Annotated in this window: 17 protein-coding genes; 7 read left to right on the forward strand and 10 right to left on the reverse strand. The window is 63.9% G+C overall.

Annotated features, from left to right (window positions below; genetic code table 11):
- The first annotated feature begins 15 nt into the window (after window positions 1-15).
- The gene (locus tag VGN93_RS19240) at window positions 16-1,005 is read left to right on the forward strand and encodes a WD40 repeat domain-containing protein (protein WP_327508692.1); all 990 of its coding nucleotides are present in this window, start codon (window positions 16-18) and stop codon (window positions 1,003-1,005) included.
- A gap of 65 nt (window positions 1,006-1,070) precedes the next feature.
- On the opposite strand, the gene VGN93_RS19245 is transcribed toward VGN93_RS19240, so the two are convergent.
- On the reverse strand, window positions 1,071-1,364 hold the full coding sequence (locus VGN93_RS19245) for a hypothetical protein (protein ID WP_319320599.1): 294 nt from the start codon (window positions 1,362-1,364) through the stop codon (window positions 1,071-1,073).
- A gap of 249 nt (window positions 1,365-1,613) precedes the next feature.
- Between VGN93_RS19245 and VGN93_RS19250 the strand changes: the two genes are divergently transcribed.
- Window positions 1,614-2,780 carry an outer membrane beta-barrel protein gene (locus tag VGN93_RS19250; RefSeq protein WP_327508693.1) on the forward strand — a complete coding sequence of 389 codons (1,167 nt, stop codon included), beginning with the start codon at window positions 1,614-1,616 and terminating at the stop codon, window positions 2,778-2,780.
- 4 nt (window positions 2,781-2,784) lie between these two features.
- Here the strand turns inward: VGN93_RS19250 and VGN93_RS19255 are convergent, their stop codons facing one another.
- Window positions 2,785-3,231 (reverse strand): glyoxalase superfamily protein, encoded by a 447-nt coding sequence (locus VGN93_RS19255; RefSeq protein WP_327508694.1) that lies wholly within the window; start codon window positions 3,229-3,231, stop codon window positions 2,785-2,787.
- A gap of 237 nt (window positions 3,232-3,468) precedes the next feature.
- On the opposite strand from VGN93_RS19255, the gene VGN93_RS19260 reads away from it, so the two are divergent.
- A complete protein-coding gene (locus VGN93_RS19260) occupies window positions 3,469-4,104 on the forward strand; it encodes a LysE family translocator (protein ID WP_327508695.1) in 636 nt (211 codons plus the stop codon).
- Here VGN93_RS19260 and VGN93_RS19265 read toward each other — a convergent pair whose 3' ends face one another.
- From VGN93_RS19265 to odc2, 3 genes are all read right to left on the reverse strand, one after another.
- Window positions 4,105-5,121 carry a serine hydrolase gene (locus VGN93_RS19265; RefSeq protein ID WP_327508696.1) on the reverse strand — a complete coding sequence of 339 codons (1,017 nt, stop codon included), beginning with the start codon at window positions 5,119-5,121 and terminating at the stop codon, window positions 4,105-4,107.
- A 121-nt stretch (window positions 5,122-5,242) separates the two neighbouring features.
- Window positions 5,243-5,833: an N-acetyltransferase gene (locus VGN93_RS19270; protein ID WP_327508697.1), complete on the reverse strand. Its 591-nt coding sequence runs from the start codon at window positions 5,831-5,833 to the stop codon at window positions 5,243-5,245.
- A gap of 93 nt (window positions 5,834-5,926) precedes the next feature.
- Window positions 5,927-7,060: an ornithine/lysine decarboxylase gene (gene odc2 / locus VGN93_RS19275; protein WP_327508698.1), complete on the reverse strand. Its 1,134-nt coding sequence runs from the start codon at window positions 7,058-7,060 to the stop codon at window positions 5,927-5,929.
- A 558-nt stretch (window positions 7,061-7,618) separates the two neighbouring features.
- Between odc2 and VGN93_RS19280 the strand changes: the two genes are divergently transcribed.
- The 3 genes from VGN93_RS19280 to VGN93_RS19290 all read left to right on the forward strand — a co-directional run bounded on the left by VGN93_RS19280 (window position 7,619) and on the right by VGN93_RS19290 (window position 10,400).
- Entirely contained in the window at window positions 7,619-8,524 is a 906-nt protein-coding gene (locus tag VGN93_RS19280) for a LysR family transcriptional regulator (RefSeq protein ID WP_319320576.1), read from the forward strand.
- 74 nt (window positions 8,525-8,598) lie between these two features.
- Window positions 8,599-9,240 carry a DUF1007 family protein gene (locus VGN93_RS19285; RefSeq protein WP_327508699.1) on the forward strand — a complete coding sequence of 214 codons (642 nt, stop codon included), beginning with the start codon at window positions 8,599-8,601 and terminating at the stop codon, window positions 9,238-9,240.
- Between the two features lie 173 nt (window positions 9,241-9,413).
- Window positions 9,414-10,400, forward strand: coding sequence for a nickel/cobalt transporter (locus tag VGN93_RS19290; protein ID WP_327508700.1), 987 nt, complete (start codon window positions 9,414-9,416; stop codon window positions 10,398-10,400).
- A 9-nt stretch (window positions 10,401-10,409) separates the two neighbouring features.
- Here the strand turns inward: VGN93_RS19290 and VGN93_RS19295 are convergent, their stop codons facing one another.
- The 5 genes from VGN93_RS19295 to VGN93_RS19315 all read right to left on the reverse strand — a co-directional run bounded on the left by VGN93_RS19295 (window position 10,410) and on the right by VGN93_RS19315 (window position 13,243).
- Window positions 10,410-10,727 (reverse strand): hypothetical protein, encoded by a 318-nt coding sequence (locus VGN93_RS19295; RefSeq protein ID WP_327508701.1) that lies wholly within the window; start codon window positions 10,725-10,727, stop codon window positions 10,410-10,412.
- Between the two features lie 64 nt (window positions 10,728-10,791).
- A complete protein-coding gene (locus tag VGN93_RS19300; RefSeq protein ID WP_319320570.1) occupies window positions 10,792-11,004 on the reverse strand; it encodes a hypothetical protein in 213 nt (70 codons plus the stop codon).
- The gene (locus tag VGN93_RS19305; RefSeq protein WP_327508702.1) at window positions 11,001-11,681 is read right to left on the reverse strand and encodes a GNAT family protein; all 681 of its coding nucleotides are present in this window, start codon (window positions 11,679-11,681) and stop codon (window positions 11,001-11,003) included. Before VGN93_RS19305 ends, VGN93_RS19300 begins: the two co-directional genes overlap by 4 nt.
- Window positions 11,682-11,780: 99 nt before the next feature.
- Complete coding sequence (locus VGN93_RS19310) at window positions 11,781-12,473, reverse strand: tellurite resistance TerB family protein (RefSeq protein WP_327508703.1); 693 nt, start codon at window positions 12,471-12,473, stop codon at window positions 11,781-11,783.
- Between the two features lie 131 nt (window positions 12,474-12,604).
- The gene (locus VGN93_RS19315) at window positions 12,605-13,243 is read right to left on the reverse strand and encodes a 2-dehydro-3-deoxy-phosphogluconate aldolase (protein ID WP_327508704.1); all 639 of its coding nucleotides are present in this window, start codon (window positions 13,241-13,243) and stop codon (window positions 12,605-12,607) included.
- Window positions 13,244-13,398: 155 nt separating this feature from the next.
- Here VGN93_RS19315 and VGN93_RS19320 point away from each other — a divergent pair, with 155 nt between their 5' ends.
- Window positions 13,399-13,884: a CYTH domain-containing protein gene (locus VGN93_RS19320; protein WP_327508705.1), complete on the forward strand. Its 486-nt coding sequence runs from the start codon at window positions 13,399-13,401 to the stop codon at window positions 13,882-13,884.
- Window positions 13,885-13,914: the final 30 nt, after the last annotated feature.

Below are 13,914 nucleotides of genomic sequence, written 5' to 3' on the forward strand. Positions count from 1 at the left end.
GGAAAAGACTCACTGATGCCGACAGTCGCTCCTCTTGATCTCGACGGCCACGTCGTCGCGGCCGCCTTTCTCGGCGATGTGCCGTTCTTCGCCTCCGCCTCCGGCGCCATCAACCGCCTCGACCATGGCCACAAGGTCACCGAGGCGCATGACGGCTTGCTCGCCTGCGTGCGCGACGAGGCGAACGACACGCTGATCACCGGCGGTGAAGACGGCAAGGTGATGCGCATTGCCGCCGATGGCAGCTTGAGCCTCGTCGCCGAAGTGCCGCGCAAGTGGATCTCCATCGTCGCCGCCGGGCCGCAGGGCGCGGTCGGCTTCGCGGAGGGCCGCACGGCCCGCGTCCGGCTTGCGGATGGCACGATCAAGGAGTTCGTGGAGGCACGCACCGTCGAGGGCGTCGCCTTCGCGCCGAAGGGCCTGCGCATCGGCCTGGCGCGTTATAACGGTGCGTCGCTGCATTGGGTGGCGATGGCCGCCCAGCCGGTCGATCTCGAATGGAAGGGCGCCCATACCGGCATCACCTTCTCGCCCGATGGCCGCTTCGTCGTTACCAGCATGCAGGAAAACGCGCTGCACGGCTGGAAGCTCGACAGCAAGCCCGGCGCCGAAGCCCGCCACATGCGCATGACCGGCTATCCGGCAAAGGTGAAGTCGCTCTCCTGGTCGGCCAAGGGCAAATGGCTCGCCTCTTCGGGCGCGCCGGCTGCGATCGTCTGGCCTTTCTCCGCGAAAGACGGCCCGATGGGCAAGCCGCCGCTGGAACTCGGCACCCGCAGCGATGCGATGGTCACGGCCGTCGCCTGCCACCCGGCCGAAGAGGTCGTCGCCATCGGCTATTCGGATGGCATGGTGCTCGCCGCCCGGTTCGCCGACAGCCGCGAAGTGCTGCTGCGCCGCCCGGGCAAGGGCGCCATTACCTCGGTGGCCTGGAGCAAGAGCGGCAAGCTCATCGCCTTCGCCAGCGAGGCCGGCGATTGCGGCGTCATCGATATTGCGGGATAACGGCATAAACCCGAGAGAGCAGCGCTCTCCCGGGCCCACAGACCGCAAGGGTGGGGATGGTGCGGTCAGTGTTTACGCTTCTTGCAGCCACAATCGCTGCCGCCGAGAATGCCGAGCGCGTTGCCGTTGAGGATGCCCGACAGGGTTCCGTTGAGCACACCGTTCAGGATCTTGTTGTTGTCGTTGTCGGTCAGGATATCGCCGATGCCGAGCCCGACGCTCGGGGCGATGACGATGCCGCCGGTCTTGTTGCCGTTCAGAATGCCGAGGCCGCCGAGAAGGCCGCCGGCGGATGCCTGGCTGGCGCCGGCAAATGCGAAGATGGTTGCGATGAGGATGGTGGTGCGGGTCTTGCTCATGTTCTCTCTCCTTCGGTTGTGTACCTCGGTGGTACGCAACTGAAGGTAATATAAGCGCCGATTTACTCAACCGGATTCCCTAGTCATAGCAAATAGTTAACCATAACATAGACAAGTTTAACGATCCCATACCGAACACAACTAATAATGGACTAAAACGAAAAATTAGCGTGTAATTCAACTATTGAGAGAATTCTTAACCATGCAACTCTAGGATTCTGTTCCATTAACAGACGGGAACAGGATCCGATGCGCTTCCTTCGCGGCTTCATTTGCACGGCTCTGGCGCTTGCCGGATACAACCCGGCCTGTGCGGACTCAACCGTCGATTATAAGGTGGGAGGCGGCTGGACCTCGAATATTTTCCAGGACCCGAGCAACATTTCGGCCGCTTTCAGCGAGGCGAAGCTCGGTTTGCGCGGCAGCCTGGCGCTGGAGGACTCCCATCTCGCCTATGCCTTGAGCGCCGCTGTGCGCCGTGTGCCAAAATATCGTTTCGCCGACCAGCGCGTCCTGGGCCTGGAGCTCGGCTACAGCCATGACCTCAGCAAGACGGTGAAGCTGACATTGAAGGGCGGCGTCGAACATCGCCGCACCGGCGACATCTTTCTCGACCTGCCCGGCGCGCTGATCGGCTACCGCAAGGTGGACGTCGTCGCCACCGCCAGTGCCGGCATCACGGTCGACCGCTGGGGCGGCCGCAACCACCTGACCGCGACCGTCTCCAAGCTCGACCGCGGCAAGGCGCATTTCACGCTGCGCGGCCTAAGGCCGACCCAGCTCGAAGCGGGCTATACCCTGTTCGATGTAACCGGCGGCCATATCCGCCCGCTCCTCGGCGGCGAGGTGGGTGCCACGCTGCAATATCGCGCGAGCCAGATCGCCAGCTCCGAACGCCGTGCCTTCGAGCGTTTCCCGGCCGAAACGCTGCGGGGTTCGCTCGCCTATGGCCGCGTCTTCGGCAAGAGCCTGACTTTGATGGCGGAAGCCGGCGTGGTGGGCGTGCAAAGCCCGCATCTTGGCAAGACGGTGGAACGCGCGCGGCCATTCCTGAAAGGCGAGCTGACTTGGCAGCTCCCGCATGAGGCCGTGCTGAAGGCGAAGCTCACACGGGACATCCAGCTTGCCGATATCGACGATGCGCTGGGCGAAGATGTGCGCACGGTCGGCCTCTCGCTGGAAAAAGCGCTGACGGAGAAGCTGAAGCTCGCGCTTGCCTATGAGCAGGCCTATAGCGACTGGCTCTACTACGACTATCGCACGCGCACGAAATCGGTCTCGGCGACGCTGAGCTATGCATTTTCCAAGAGCGCCACCGCCTCACTGGAATACAGCCACCTGGTGCGCCGCGAAAACGACAAGGCCGCCGACTTCGAGGTCGACGGCCTTGCGGCACGGTTTTCAGGCTCGTTTTGACCGTTCACCACTCCAGCTCGACCTGGGGCCGGCCGTTCGAGGTTTTCTCGGTGGTCCGCCCCGTTTCGTCGACGGTGCAGTTCACCCGCTGGCGGAAGGCGGAGAAGCTGTCGAAGGTCACCACGTCCACCGGCTCGTCGAAATGCAGCGTCATGCGATAGCGGCCGGGCTGGCTGGTCAGGGCCTGCACGCCGAGGATTTCCGCATCGAAAGGCTGGCCGAGATAGTGCCCGCGCACGCGCGCGCCGAGCATCCACGGATTGAACGGCGGCCGGTTGCCGATGACGGCATGCAGCGTGTTCCAGTCGCGAAAGCCGTATTGCGCGGCGATGAGTTCCAGCGCCCGGGAATGGGAAATCGCCTGATCGTCTTCGGCGAAACGCGCACGCAGCCGCTTCGCCTGATCTTTCAGGGCATCGAGGGATGGCAGGGGCGTCGTTAATGGACGCATGTCGAATCTCCAGTGTCTGCATGCGTCATTTCGGAGGGAGCCCGCATTGCCACCGGTTCGCATGCATGATGCTGGAAGACCGATCGTCATTCAGAGAGACTTCACCAAAGCTAACGCTCGCGGACGGCAGGGGCTCTCACCCTGCCCCGCACATAAGGCTTCGTGCGCCGCCTGTCAAATCGCGCCTCTTGCATCGCCGACGCAGGCATGGGAGCAATCGCAGCGGGAGGAACCACCATGACCCTCGTCACCCTGCTTGCCTTCGCCGCCGTCGCCTTCATCGGCATCGCCACACCCGGCCCCACCGTCCTGCTCGCCCTCACCAACGGTTCGCGCTACGGCATCAGCCGTGCGCTGCCCGGCATGGTCGGCGCCGTGCTGTCGGATTTCGTGCTGATCGGCGCCGTCGCGCTTGGCCTCGGCGCGCTTCTCGCGGCGTCCGAATTCTGGTTCACCGTCGTCAAATGGCTGGGTGCGGCCTATCTCGCCTTCCTCGGCATCCAGATGCTGCGCTCCACCGGCACGCTCGGCCGCGCCCTCGACGACGCGCAGGCCGCCGGCCGCGCGACAGCGCGGGCGATCTTCTCGAAAAGCCTGCTGGTCGCCGTCACCAATCCCAAGGGATACCTGTTCTTCTCAGCCTTCCTGCCGCAATTCATCGACCCGTCGGCCCGGCAGACACAGCAATATGCTCTGCTCGCGCTGGTGTTCGCGGCCATCGATTTCGTGGTGATGTTCGGTTATGCGGCACTCGGCTCGCAGGCCGTGCGCCTGCTCAAGACATCGGGTGCCGCCTGGCTCGACCGCATCTGCGGCGGCGCGCTGCTGGCGCTTGCGGGCTCGCTCGCCTTCTATCGCCGCGCCGCGAACTGATCAGCTCTCGGCCGTGCCGATGATCTTCGCCAGCAGATCATGCAGGTCGTCGCGGTAGCCGGAGCGGGCGGACGGGTCGCCCTCGTCGGAGGTCATGGCGACCGTCAGGCCGAGATCCGGCACGATATAGAGCATCTGGCCGCCAAAGCCCCAGGCATAATGCACCGTCTTGCCGCCGATCACCCGCTCGAACCAGCCGTAGCCATAACCGTCGTTGGAAAAACGCGAATTGGTGCGCGACTGCCAGGATTGGCGGATCCAATCCTCCGGCACGAGCTGCGTGCCGTCCGCGGTACGCCCGCCATTGCGGTAGAGCTCGCCGAAGGCCAGCAGCGACCGCGCGCTCATCGCCATCTGGTTGCCGCCGAGATAGATGCCCTGCGGATCGCGATCCCAGGCACCGATGCGGAAGCCCTCGAGCGGGCCAAGCCAGTCGCGGGCAAGCGCCAGCGTCGACTTGCCGCCGACCTTCGTGAGGATCGCCGAGAGAAGATGCGTCGAGCCGGTGGAATAGAGCATCGCCCCGCCCGGCTCGTCGGCGAAAGGCATGGCGAGTGCGGCACGCACCCAGTTGCGGCTCGCGACCCAGCGCCCGTAATTGCCGCCGGAGGTGCGCTCCAGCCCCGCCTGCATGGAGAGCAGGTTGCCGATGGTGATGCGGTCGAGTCGCGGATCGCGTTCCGCCGGCAGATCCTTTGCAAGGATCGGCGCGATCGGCTGGTCGACGCCTTCGAGCAGCCCCTTTTCGATGGCGATGCCGACGAGAGCCGAGATGATCGATTTCGACGCCGACTTAATGTTCGCGCTTTCGGCCGGCGTATGGCCGCCATAACCGCGCTCGGCGACGATCTTGCCGTCACGCGCGACGACGACCGCCTTCAGTTGCGACAGCGAGGTGGCCGCAGACAGCGTCTCGGCGATCGTCTGCGCCGGCTGGGCGACAAGAGGTTCCTGCGCGCGGGCGCCGGCAAGCGGCAACGCCAGGGCAAGGCCGATGATGAAAAGCTGCTTCCTCATGGGAAGGCAGATAGGCGACGGGCGGCGCAATTTCATGGCCGATGGCCGGGCTTCACGCAGTGTTGAAGCGCGGTGAACATCGGCCACTGATGTGCGTTCGACGAAAATTGCCGGCCAGGCCTCATGCCGCCTTGCGCATCTCTGCACCCGCCAGGCGGCGGCCGCTGGCGACGAGCATGCCGGCAACGCCGTCAAGCCAGCCGTCCTTCAGTTCCAGCGCCAGGAAACGGCGGCGCTCGAACGGGCCGGGCATGACGAGATGCTGCGCCTTGTCCGCGAAGAAGCCGAAACGCTCGTAATATTCCGGATCGCCGACGAGCAGAACCGCGCCGTGGCCACGGCCGAGCGCCTCGGTGATGGCAGCCCGCATCAGCGCGCCGCCGATGCCCTTGCCCTCATGCGCGCAATCGACGGCGAGCGGGCCGAGCAGCAGCGCCGGCACGGCATTACCGTCGGAATCGACGCCCGCCTCGACATTCCACAGGCGAACGGTGCCGATGACATGGCCATCCGCATCGCGGGCGACGAGTGCCAGGCCTTCCGCAGCCACGCGGCCGCGGCGGATCTTTTCCGACGATTTGCGAAAACGCCCTTCGCCCATGACGCGGTCGAGCAGGCGCTCGCGCGCGACGACGTCGCCGGCATTTTCCCGGTCGATGGTGAAGGCGGCATGCGCGAAAAACGCGCGGACAGAATCAAGAACAGTGGCCATCGTTGGGCCTCCCGAACTCAAAACCGATTCAAACGGTATCTGGAAGGAATTGTGAATTTGGCGCTCCCGCTCGAAACGGGAGCGCCGGTAGATTTAGATCACGTAGGCCTTCAGCGGCTCGAAGCCGTTGAAGGCGACGGCCGAATAGGTCGTCGTATAGGCGCCGGTGCCCTCGATCAGAACCTCGTCGCCGATCGAAAGGGTGATCGGCAGCGGATACATGTTCTTCTCGTACATCACGTCGGCCGAATCGCAGGTCGGGCCGGCGAGCACGCAGGGCTCCATCTCGTCCTGATCGCGCGCGGTGCGGATCGGGTAGCGGATCGCCTCGTCCATGGTTTCGGCGAGACCGCCGAACTTGCCGATGTCGAGGAAGACCCAGCGGTGGTTGTCGTTGTCGGACTTCTTCGAGACGAGAACGACTTCCGCCTTGATGACACCCGCATTGCCGACCATGCCGCGGCCCGGCTCGATGATGGTTTCCGGGATCTGGTTGCCGAAGTGCTTCTTCAGCGCACCGAAGATCGCCTTGCCATAGGCTTCGGCCGACGGAACGTCGCGCAGGTACTTCGTCGGGAAGCCGCCGCCCATGTTGACCATCTTCAGCTCGATGCCCTGCTTGGCAAGCTGCACGAAGACGCGCTTGGCATCCGCAAGGGCCGAATCCCAGGCATCGACCTTCGTCATCTGCGAGCCGACATGGAACGACACGCCATAGGAGACGAGACCGTTCTGGTGGGCGTAGACGAGCACGTCGACGGCCATCTGCGGCACGCAGCCGAACTTGCGCGACAGCGGCCATTCGGCACCTTCGCCATCCGTCAGGACGCGGCAGAACACGCGCGCACCGGGAGCGGCACGGGAAATCTTCTCGACTTCCTCATGGCTGTCGACGGCGAAGAGCGAAACGCCGAGTGCATGCGCCTTGGCGACGTCGCGTTCCTTCTTGATCGTGTTGCCGAAGGAGATGCGGCTCGGGGTGGCACCGGCGTCGAGCGCCATTTCGATTTCGGCGACGGACGCGCAATCGAAGTTGGAGCCCATGGAGGCGAGCAGGCGCAGGACTTCCGGCGCCGGGTTTGCCTTGACTGCATAGTAGATGGCGCTATCGGGCAGCGCGTGGCGGAAGGCCTTGAAATTGTCCCGCACGACATCGAGGTCGACCACGAGGCACGGGCCGTCGGGACGTCGGGTGTTCAGGAAGTCGATAATACGTGCAGAAGCCATCTCGGTATTCCCCATATCCAGGTTGCTCCGGGAAAAATCCCAGAGGACAAAGGGCAGATGCGTGCATGCACTGGAACCAGCCGGTGGAGACCCCGGAACCAAGCATGCGCACCATGCGCGAACGATGAACCGAAGCCCGCCTAGGCTTCAATTCGCTTTGTCTGCCTTGGATTGGCGGGAAAACCCGACCGCACGTCCGGCAATGAAGGTGTGCCTCTTCAGTAACCCCGGCTGTTGGAAAGCCGGCAGACACCAGAAAGGCCCGCACCGTCGTTGCTTCAAGATGTCCTCGCTCTTCCGGTTGGCCGGAGAAACGACTGGAGGGGTTAATTCCAGGTACCTTACCGAGTTCCTCACCAAATCGAGGGTCGGCGGACACCCACAGGCACGTGCGACTTTGGGCAAGGGGGAGATAAGAAGAATCGCTGTCGTAATCAAGAGGTTTTTTGAAAATCGCTATTGAAAATATTTTGACAGCCACGACATTCGCCGGACTGGTTTTCACAGAATGGTGATTACGCACCGGCCACCGTTTCGGCCGCAGCCGCGTGGGGACACATGGATACTCTGACCCGAATACGGGCCTTCATCGACGTCATCGACGCCGAAGGCTTTTCCGCCGCCTCGCGCAGGACCGGCCGATCCAAGGCGCTATTATCCAAATATGTGCGCGAACTGGAGGACGAACTCGGCACGCTCCTGCTCAATCGCACCACCCGCCAGTTCTCGATGACCGAGGCCGGCCACACCTATTACCGCACCGCCTCCGATATCCTGAAAGAGATCGACAACCTCGCCGATCTCGTGCGCGAGAAGAACACGGACCTGCGCGGCAAGCTGAAGGTTTCCGCGCCCCGCACCTTCGTCGACGCCGATATCGGCCAGTCGATCATCGATTTCGGCAAGGAACATCCGGAACTGTCGCTCGAGATCGTGTCCGACGACCGATTCGTCGATCTCGTCGAAGAAGGGTTCGACGTGGCGATCCGCATCACGCGGCTGGAGGATTCCGCCCTCATCGCGCGAAAACTCGGCGATTTCTTCCTGAAGATCTGCGTCAGCGAGGAATTTCTCGCCCAGGCCGGCCCGATCGACCATCCGAGCGACCTCGCCCGCCTGCCCTGCATCATCGACACCAACGGCAAGTCGCACAGCAACTGGCGCTTCATCGACGAGAAGGGTGCCGGCTTTTCCGTGCCGGTCAGCGGCCATATCGAGGTGAACAGTCCGACGGCGGCCGTGCGCGCGGCGGCAAGCGGGCTCGGCGTCGCGCAGGTGCCGGCCTTCATCGCCCGGCATTGCCTCGAAACCGGCAAGATCGTTTCGATCCTGGAAGATTACCTGCCGACCGACCGCGGCATCTACGCGATCTATCCACACCGCCGCTACCTGCCCGCGAAGGTGCGCACCTTCGTCGATTTCCTGCACGCCTGGTTCCGTCGCAATCCCGGCATTGAGGCCTGATAAGTCCCAATTCCGACCCAATTGCGTTACATTCAACCGGACGATTCTGAACGCCCGCGAGAGGACTGACACCCATGCGATTCCTCCCCCTCCTCGTTGCCGGAGCAGCGCTTGCCGCCCCGGCGGCGGCGCTCGCCCATCCGCATATCTTCGCGGAAGCAAGGCTGGAAGTGGTGGCGGGCGAGGACGGCACGGTCAGCGAACTGCGCCATGTCTGGCGTTTCGACGAGATGTTCTCGGCGAGCGTCGTGCTGGACTTCGACAAGAACAGCAATGCGACGCTCGACCCGGAAGAGCTTGCCGAGGTCGGCAGGACGGTTCTCGAATCGCTGGAAGAGTTCAGCTACTACACGACGATCACCGAGGACGGAAAAACCATCAAGGTCGGCAAGCCTGACGCGATCAATGTGGACTATAAGGACGGCCAGCTCCTGATGTTCTTCACGGTCAAGCCGGTCGAGACGATGCCGCTCAAGGGCAAGCTCACCTTCGGCGTCTACGACCCCACCATGTATGCCGCGATGGATTTCGCCTCGGACGACGATCTTGTGGCCGTGGGCGACAAGTTTTCCGCCTGCAAGCGCGCCGTCGTTCGGCCCGATGCCGACGAAGTGCTCGCCCAGAACCAGGACAGCCTGACGGAAGCCTTCTTCAACGACCCCGCCGGCACCGACATGTCGAAACTCTTCGCCACCCGTCTGGAGATGACATGCTGACCCGCGGACGCATTGCTGCTACCCTCCTCTGGCCTGCCGGCCATCTCCCCCTCAAGGGGGGAGATCGGCAAGACGCGAAACCCTCGCTCAAACTGCATCGTCCAGAAGGGCGGGAACGCCGCTCCATCCAACCTCCCCCCTCGAGGGGGAGATGGCCGGCAGGCCAGAGGGGGGTGTTTCCCGCACGCCACCTCGCTTTTCTCGCGATTGCCTTCACGCTGACCGCAACACTCGCCCACGCCGCATCCCCGCTCGGCATCGGCTCGGCCGAGCCGGGCTTCAACACGACCGGCACCTTCGGCAGCCTGTTCGGCTGGATCAATGCGCAGCAGCAGGGTTTCTACCGGCTGATGACCGGCGCGCTGAAGGATATGCGCGACAACCCGTGGGCGGCCTCCACGCTAGTCGGGCTATCTTTCGCTTACGGTGTCTTCCATGCCGCCGGCCCCGGCCATGGCAAGGCGGTCATCTCCTCCTACATGCTGGCAAACGAGGTGGAACTGAAGCGCGGCGTGCTGCTCTCGTTCCTCTCCTCGATCCTGCAAGGCGTGGTCGCCATCCTGCTCGTCGGCGCGGCCTTTCTCTTCCTGCGCGGCACGACCGTTTCGATGACCGACGCCACCCGCGCGCTCGAAACCGGCAGCTATGCGCTGATCGCCCTCTTCGGCGCCTGGCTGCTCTTCAAGAAGCTGCGGCCGGCTCAGCGCCGCGCCTCCGCGCTCGGCGCACAGGCCGTCGAGGTTCATGACCATCATCACGGCCACGACCATCATGCCGGCGAGATCTGCTCGACCTGCGGCCATGCCCATGCGCCCGATCCGTCACTGCTGAAGGGCGAGCGTTTTGCGTTGCGCGAGGCCTGGTCGGCGATCGTCGCCGTAGGGCTGCGCCCCTGCTCCGGCGCGCTCATCGTGCTGAGCTTCGCGCTGCTGAACGGCCTCTATCTCGGCGGACTGCTCGCCGTCTTCGCCATGTCGATCGGCACCGCCATCACCGTCTCGACGCTCGCCACACTCGCCGTCACCGCCAAGGGTGCGGCCGTGCGTTTCGCCGGCAACGGTTCCGCCGCCTTGCGCGTCGGCACCGCCATCGAGATCGGCGGCGCGGCTCTGGTCATGGTTCTGGGACTGCTGCTGCTCGGAGCTTCGCTTCAGGCCTAATTCGTAAACTCAGCAGTGAGGAGCGGATCTATCGTGTGGAAGCGGCGCAGCGCTCAAATTTTCAAGCCAGCCTCGGAAATCATCGGTTCCATGGAGATAGGAGCCGGGTTCGGTTTGCAAGTCCGCCCCCGCGAGTAGCTTGATGGCTTTCCACACGGGCCAATCTTCTATTCGTAAGTCTGCTCCAGTGACCTGATCGGCAAGCAACCAAGTCTCTGCCCACTTACTTGCATCATCAGGCGAGAGAGTGCCTTCCGCCAAAGCAGCAAGCTGAGCGAGGACCAAAGAGCGCGGCGGCAATTCTACCGTCGTTACGGTGCCCTTCATTTCGACCTCCACGTTAGTGATTAAACGCGGCACTATAGCAGTTCGCGGACGATCGCCTACAGGCCTAGTTCTCGTGGTTGCGCTGGTAGCGCGCCCGGAGCCAGAACAGCAGGAAGAAGCCGAGCACGAGCAGCGTGCCGAATATGCCCGCGAGCCACGGCGAGACGTCGCCGAGCGCGACCATGATGCGCGGCAGGAAATAGAAGGCCACCGCCGTTCCCAGCAGGATGAAGAGCGCCGCCAGCGCCGGCGACTTGGCCTTGCGCTCCCCGCTCATGCCGACAACCCGGCGCGTATATCTTCGAGCTTGCGCTTCTGCTGGCCGTCCGCATCAAAATTATCCGGCGACAACCAGGCGTCGAAGGCCCTGGCGACAACAGGCCATTCGCCGTCGATGATCGAGAACCAGGCGGTGTCGCGGTTCTCGCGCTTCGACAGCATGTGCTGCCGGAAGACGCCCTCGAAGGTGAAGCCGAGGCGGGTGGCGGTGCGCTTGCTCGGCTCGTTGCGATTGTCGCATTTCCATTCGTAGCGGCGATAGCCGAGATCCTCGAAGACGTGCTTGGCGAGCAGATACTGCGCCTCGGTGGAGAGCGGCGAGCGGGACATGGCGCCGCCATGCGCGATGCCGCCGATCTCGACGACGCCGTTTGCCGGATCGGGCCGCATGTAATGCGCCATGCCGACGACCTTGTCGTTCGCCTTGTCGATGATGACCTCGCGCACCCAACCGGACTTGATGACGCCCTCGGACCAGGCGTCGAAGCCCTCGATGCCGGTGAAATCGTCCTGCGCGAAATATTTCAACAGCGGATTGATCTGCATGCCGCCGAACGCATCCCACATTGCCTGGAGGTGTTTTGCACGATCATAGGGCTCGAGGCGCACCGTGCGGCCTTCGAGGGCAACGGGCGCCGGCGGCGGGCAGCCTTTCCAATCCTTGAGGTCGCGCATGAAAATCCTCCTTCGATCTTTGCCGAAGGGATAGAGCAGCCGGCGGGCGCACGCAATGTCGAAAGCGGGGAGCGGCGTTCGGCCGCTCCCCTCACAAACCTAGACGGTGGCGGCGGAAACCGTCGCTTCGATATGGTCGACCAGCGCATCCGGCAGGTTGAGGCGGCCGGCGAGCAGGTCGAGATAGCCGCGCTCGGCGCGCGACTTCGGCTCGATGGCAAGGCGCGAGGCGGTGTAGAGCTCGACGCGCTGCTCTTCGCTCGTGGCGGCGGATATGATCGCATCGAGATCGACCGGATTGGCAAGCTCCTCTTCCAGGAACTGCGCGGCATCGGCGCCGAGGCCCGAAACCTTCAGCTTGTCCATGATGCGGGCGCGCTCGGCCTCGTCAATATGGCCATCGGCACGCGAGGCGGCGATCATGGCGCGCACGAGGATGAGGGCGAAATCGGTGCTGACGGCTTCGGGGTGAAAGCCGGAATCGCTCGGCGGCGGCAGCAGTTCCGGCGTGGTGCCCTGCGTCGTCTCGACGGGGTTCTGGCCGGCCTGGTAGTTCTTGTAGGCTTGGTAGCCGAGGCCGGCGATGGCGGCGAGGCTGCCAAGCTTCAGCGCGGAGCCCGCCACCTGGCGGCCGGTGCCCGTGCCGAGCAGAACGCCGGCAATGGCGATCGAGGCGAGCGGATTGTCCTTGGCGAGCTGGGTGACCTGGCCGGCGCGGTCGCGCACGGATCCGCCGGCGCCGGGCACCTGGGAACCGAGGAATTGGTCAAGCAACTTCTTGGCGTCAAACATAGGGCGTCTCCGTTTCGCTTGTTCTCTTGTCAGGGCCGACTGGAAGGCAAGATAGGAATGCACGCCCTCAATTACAAACGCATAACGGGCGACCAAAGGCCGCCCGCTTGCAAATCCATTGAACTTGGGCCTCAGCCCTTGAGCGCTGCGGCTTCCGCGGCAAGCTTGGTGATGCCGGCCCAGTCGCCCTTGGCGACGAGGTCCTTCGGCGCGACCCAGGAACCGCCGACGCAGACGACGTTCGGCAGCGAGAGATAGTCGCGGGCATTCGACAGCGAGATGCCGCCCGTCGGGCAGAACAGCGTGCCGGCCAGCGGCGAGGACAGCGACTTGAGGTAGGCGGCCCCGCCCGCCTGTTCGGCCGGGAAGAACTTCAGCACCTGGTAGCCCTCCTCGCGAAGGCCCATGACCTCGCTGGCGGTCGCCGCGCCCGGCAGCAGCGGAATGTCGGAATCGTGAGCCGCGTCGATCAGTTCCTGCGTCGTGCCTGGGCTGACGATGAACTGCGAGCCGGCTTCCACGGCCGCCTCGAACTGCGCGGCATTGAGGATGGTGCCGGCACCGGCGACGGCACCCTCGACCTCGTTGGCGACGGCGCGGATCGCCTCCAGGGCGGCCGGCGTGCGCAGGGTGATCTCGATCGCCTTCAACCCGCCGGCGACCAGTGCGCGCGCCAGCGGAACGGCCGTCTTGACGTCATCGATGACCAGCACCGGCACCACCGGCTGCAGCTTCAGGACGGAAAGGAGCTTGGCGTTCTTCTCGCTCATGGCATGACCTTTTAAAACGATTGAAATTGAAATCCGAATAGCGCGTCTGCGACGTCCTGTCGAGCTTAAAGCAAGATTCATGGACTTGTCATGACACACTTATCGTGTAGTCTGCCCGTCGCCTTAAGCCAGTCTCAAACAGCGAAAGCGTGCCTATGGCAAAAGAGATCGAGCGGAAGTTCCTGGTGTCCGGCCAGCGGTGGCGCACCTTCGCAGATGAAGGCATCGCCATGCGGCAGGCCTATATCGTCGCCCAGGATGACAGGTCGCTTCGCGTCCGCATCTTCGGCAACGGAAAGGCGCGCATAACCCTCAAAATCGGCCATGCCGTGCTCGTTCGCGACGAATACGAATATGATATCGACCGCGACGAGGCCGAGGACATGCTGCGCCACGCGATCGGCAATGTCATCGAGAAGGTGCGCTACAGGGTGCCGCACGAGGGCCATGTCTGGGAGGTCGACGTCTATGGCGGCGCTCATCGCGGCCTGGTGATCGCAGAGGTCGAGCTGGCCTCGATCCACGACGAGCCGGACCTGCCGAACTGGGTGGGCCGCGAGGTGACCGGCGAAAACCGATATTCCAATCAATCCATGGCGCTCGGCGCCAGCAACGGCGCGAGCCTGCACCAGCTCGCCTGAGCTGCAAGCGCCGCATTGCCTGAAATGCGC

This window comes from Shinella sp., from assembly GCF_035998705.1.
Taxonomy (GTDB): Bacteria; Pseudomonadota; Alphaproteobacteria; order Rhizobiales; family Rhizobiaceae; genus Shinella.

What these genes read in the sequence shown, in the direction of transcription:
- VGN93_RS19305 (WP_327508702.1), bottom strand. Translation starts at nt 11,681, where the DNA reads ATGCGCGACCTCAAGGATTGGAAAGGCTGCCCGCCGCCGGCGCCCGTT.
- VGN93_RS19315 (WP_327508704.1), bottom strand. Translation starts at nt 13,243, where the DNA reads ATGAGCGAGAAGAACGCCAAGCTCCTTTCCGTCCTGAAGCTGCAGCCG.
- VGN93_RS19285 (WP_327508699.1), top strand. Translation starts at nt 8,599, where the DNA reads ATGCGATTCCTCCCCCTCCTCGTTGCCGGAGCAGCGCTTGCCGCCCCG.
- VGN93_RS19250 (WP_327508693.1), top strand. Translation starts at nt 1,614, where the DNA reads ATGCGCTTCCTTCGCGGCTTCATTTGCACGGCTCTGGCGCTTGCCGGA.
- VGN93_RS19280 (WP_319320576.1), top strand. Translation starts at nt 7,619, where the DNA reads ATGGATACTCTGACCCGAATACGGGCCTTCATCGACGTCATCGACGCC.
- VGN93_RS19300 (WP_319320570.1), bottom strand. Translation starts at nt 11,004, where the DNA reads ATGAGCGGGGAGCGCAAGGCCAAGTCGCCGGCGCTGGCGGCGCTCTTC.
- odc2 (WP_327508698.1), bottom strand. Translation starts at nt 7,060, where the DNA reads ATGGCTTCTGCACGTATTATCGACTTCCTGAACACCCGACGTCCCGAC.
- VGN93_RS19270 (WP_327508697.1), bottom strand. Translation starts at nt 5,833, where the DNA reads ATGGCCACTGTTCTTGATTCTGTCCGCGCGTTTTTCGCGCATGCCGCC.
- VGN93_RS19260 (WP_327508695.1), top strand. Translation starts at nt 3,469, where the DNA reads ATGACCCTCGTCACCCTGCTTGCCTTCGCCGCCGTCGCCTTCATCGGC.
- VGN93_RS19265 (WP_327508696.1), bottom strand. Translation starts at nt 5,121, where the DNA reads ATGAGGAAGCAGCTTTTCATCATCGGCCTTGCCCTGGCGTTGCCGCTT.
- VGN93_RS19320 (WP_327508705.1), top strand. Translation starts at nt 13,399, where the DNA reads ATGGCAAAAGAGATCGAGCGGAAGTTCCTGGTGTCCGGCCAGCGGTGG.
- VGN93_RS19255 (WP_327508694.1), bottom strand. Translation starts at nt 3,231, where the DNA reads ATGCGTCCATTAACGACGCCCCTGCCATCCCTCGATGCCCTGAAAGAT.
- VGN93_RS19310 (WP_327508703.1), bottom strand. Translation starts at nt 12,473, where the DNA reads ATGTTTGACGCCAAGAAGTTGCTTGACCAATTCCTCGGTTCCCAGGTG.
- VGN93_RS19245 (WP_319320599.1), bottom strand. Translation starts at nt 1,364, where the DNA reads ATGAGCAAGACCCGCACCACCATCCTCATCGCAACCATCTTCGCATTT.
- VGN93_RS19295 (WP_327508701.1), bottom strand. Translation starts at nt 10,727, where the DNA reads ATGAAGGGCACCGTAACGACGGTAGAATTGCCGCCGCGCTCTTTGGTC.
- VGN93_RS19240 (WP_327508692.1), top strand. Translation starts at nt 16, where the DNA reads ATGCCGACAGTCGCTCCTCTTGATCTCGACGGCCACGTCGTCGCGGCC.